3 protein-coding genes and 1 pseudogene are annotated in these 3,058 nt (G+C 62.2%); all 4 read left to right on the top strand.

Features of this window, described 5'->3' with window-relative positions; all coding sequences use genetic code 11:
• Window positions 1-24 precede the first annotated feature (24 nt).
• Window positions 25-543, top strand: a complete 519-nt coding sequence (locus KQ303_RS00885; RefSeq protein WP_094514122.1) for a phycocyanin subunit beta — start codon at window positions 25-27, stop codon at window positions 541-543.
• 79 nt (window positions 544-622) lie between these two features.
• Complete coding sequence (gene cpcA / locus KQ303_RS00880) at window positions 623-1,114, top strand: phycocyanin subunit alpha (RefSeq protein WP_094514115.1); 492 nt, start codon at window positions 623-625, stop codon at window positions 1,112-1,114.
• Between the two features lie 107 nt (window positions 1,115-1,221).
• Window positions 1,222-2,073, top strand: a complete 852-nt coding sequence (locus KQ303_RS00875) for a phycobilisome linker polypeptide (protein WP_259728780.1) — start codon at window positions 1,222-1,224, stop codon at window positions 2,071-2,073.
• 868 nt (window positions 2,074-2,941) lie between these two features.
• Window positions 2,942-3,058 (top strand): annotated as a pseudogene (locus tag KQ303_RS00870) (phycocyanin subunit beta); the annotation flags it as partial.

Raw genomic sequence — 3,058 nt, 5'->3', positions numbered from 1 at the left:
CGTCGAGAACAGGAGCTCATTTACATGTTCGACGCCTTCACCAAGGTCGTTGCTCAGGCTGATGCCCGCGGCGAATTCCTCAGCAGCGCCCAGATCGACGCCCTGGCGTCGGTTGTCGCTGACAGCAACAAGCGCATGGATGCTGTCAACCGCATCACCTCCAACGCCTCCAGCCTCGTCACCAACGCTGCTCGCGATCTCTTCGATCAACAGCCTGCTCTGATCGCCCCCGGTGGCAACGCCTACACCCATCGCCGCATGGCTGCCTGCCTGCGCGACATGGAGATCATCCTCCGCTACGTCACCTACGCCGTCTTCACCGGCGACGCTTCCGTCCTGGAAGATCGTTGCCTCAACGGCCTTCGCGAAACCTATCTCGCCCTCGGCGTCCCCGGCGCTTCGGTGGCTGAAGGAGTCCGCAAGATGAAGGACGCCGCCATCGCTCTCGTCAACGATCGCAACGGCATCACCCCCGGTGATTGCTCCGCTCTCGTTTCCGAAATCGGCACCTACTTCGATCGCGCCGCCTCTGCTGTCGGCTGATCGGCTGCACCTGGATCGGCTGGTCTCATCCCGCTGATCCAACCCTTTCTTCGGTTCCCACCTTCTTCTCCTTCACCCAATGTCGAAGACTCCCCTCACCGAGGCCGTTGCTGCCGCCGACTCCCAGGGTCGTTTCCTGAGCAACACCGAGCTCAACGCCGCCTTCGGTCGCTTCGAGCGCGCCAAGAACGCCCTTGAAGCTGCTCGCCAGCTCACCGCCAACGCTGACGCTCTCGTCAACGGCGCTGCTCAGGCCGTCTACAACAAGTACCCCTACACCACCCAGCAGCAGGGTTCCAACTTCGCCTCCACCCCCCGGGGCAAAGAGAAGTGTGCCCGTGACATCGGTTACTACCTCCGTCACATCACCTATTCCCTCGTTGCTGGTGGCACCGGCCCCCTCGATGAGTACCTCATCGCTGGTCTCGATGAAATCAACCGTGCCTTCGAGCTCTCCCCCTCCTGGTACGTTGAAGCCCTGAACTACATCAAGGCCAACCACGGCGTCTCCGGCGACCCCGGTGTCATCGCCAACAACTACATCGACTACGCCATCAACGCCCTCGTCTGATCCCTCGCGGATTCAGCGATGCAACCGAGGATTCTCTCCTCGCTTGCCATCGGCGCAACGGAGGCCTCACGGCCTCCTTTTTTTTACCCTCTTCCAGCCCGGCACCCATGACACTCGTCAACGCCGCCTATCTCGGCATTGAGCGCTTCGCCAACGATCGCGGTAACGAAAATTGGAGCAACGGCTCCGATCAGGACAAAGGGAAACTGATCCGCGCCGTTTACCGGCAGGTTTTCGGTTACCAATACCTGATGGAGAGCGAGCGGCTTGAAGGGGCAGAGTCCCTCTTCAAGAACGGCTACCTCAGCATCCGCGAGTTGGTGCGGATGATGGCGAAAAGTGGCCTGTACAGGGCAAAGTTCTTCGAGAACTGCAACCCCTACCACTTCATTGAACTGAATCACAAGCATCTGCTCGGCCGCGCCCCTCACAGCAAGGCGGAGATGCTGCATCACTTCACGATCCTCCAGGAGCACGGCTACGACGCCGAAATCGACTCCTACATCGACAGCGATGAGTATCAGGCGCGGTTCGGGGAAGAAACCGTTCCCTACCTGCATGGCTGGGATTATTCCGCAGGCCATGCCGGTCGTCAGTTCTCGTGGCTGATGCAGCTCACCCGCGGAGCGGCTGCTTCGGTGAAGGGTGACACTGCCGGCACCAACTTCCGTCTCGGCAAGGCCCTCCACCAGGACCGTGCACTGCCCGTGGTGAGCCCGAACGCCGCCGGTGCAGGCTTCCAGCCCACCAAGGTCGCCAACGAGTCGATCACCAAGATGGCCAAGGGGATCGGCCAGCAGGCGAAGATGTATCGTGTGGAAGTCACCGGGTTCAACAACTACCGGCTGCACAAGCGCAGCAACACGGTGCGCTTTGTTCCCTTCAACAAAATGCTGGAGTACCAGCAGATGATTCACCGTCAAGGTGGCCGCGTGGCCAGCGTCACACCGGTGAACTGACCCAACGTCCCCAGAATCCATGGGCATCAGGCCCGGCGGTGACCCCGCCGGGCTTTTTTTTGGCTTTGTGACCGTGCAGCGCCATCACCGCCCCTGCCCTGCACTTGGTTGTCAAGAGAGAAGCGGCAGGAGAACGGGGCTGTCGTCAGAAGCAGCAAGCACCAGCCAAGGCTGGCGGGTCAGCCTGTCGGCCAGAGCAGGGCGATTTGAGCGGCGCGCCTCAGCCGAGCAGCCGCCGACCTGATCGTGGGCCGCAGGGCACCAATTCAGTGACACCGGCCCAGCGGGGTTTGGCCAGTGGCGTTGGGCGGCCAGGCAGCTCACTCAGAGACGGAGCGTCTTCACCAGCGGCGGAGCGACTTGGCCCACTGAGCAGCGATTCGTCCGGCAGCGGGGCGACATGGCCAGCCGTCTATGGATCTGGGTGCTGGCGTGGTGACCGCGCCGCCCGGGCACCAGCGGACATCGACGCGGACCTTGCCGGACCGGGGCAACCGCCCTGTGGAGGCAAGACACACAGGCTTGACCACTCAAGGCCTTGGGGCCGACTTCAAGAGAAGGCCGGCCGACCAGGAGCAATGGCTGACCGCTGGGGGAACGGCCACTGGCGGACCCGGGCCAGCGAGGCGGAATCCGGAACGATGCCTGCAGCCTCAGGGCTTGCCAACGGGGAGGGGCGTCGCCATCGTTGTAGCGTGGAGGCACAGACAAGGGGGTCTAACCCCAGTGCGCAAGGGGCTAGGTGACCCTTTGTGAACTTCCCACGGAACGGGTGCGTTCGTCCGCAGAATAGCGCAGTCGATCGGAAGAATCCGATCGCTGTCAACCCCATCCCGACCCCGATCGTCGAGAACAGGAGCTCATTTACATGTTCGACGCCTTCACCAAGGTCGTTGCTCAGGCTGATGCCCGCGGCGAATTCCTCAGCAGCGCCCAGATCGACGCCCTGGCGTCGGTTGTCGCTGACAGCAACAAGCGCATGGAT

Source organism: Synechococcus sp. CS-1333, from assembly GCF_025128015.1.
In the GTDB taxonomy this organism is placed as follows: Bacteria; Cyanobacteriota; Cyanobacteriia; order PCC-6307; family Cyanobiaceae; genus MW101C3.
Note: the sequence above shows the minus strand (reverse complement) of the source record. Positions and strands in the feature narration are given on the sequence as shown.

What these genes read in the sequence shown, in the direction of transcription:
- KQ303_RS00885 (WP_094514122.1), top strand. Translation starts at nt 25, where the DNA reads ATGTTCGACGCCTTCACCAAGGTCGTTGCTCAGGCTGATGCCCGCGGC.
- cpcA (WP_094514115.1), top strand. Translation starts at nt 623, where the DNA reads ATGTCGAAGACTCCCCTCACCGAGGCCGTTGCTGCCGCCGACTCCCAG.
- KQ303_RS00875 (WP_259728780.1), top strand. Translation starts at nt 1,222, where the DNA reads ATGACACTCGTCAACGCCGCCTATCTCGGCATTGAGCGCTTCGCCAAC.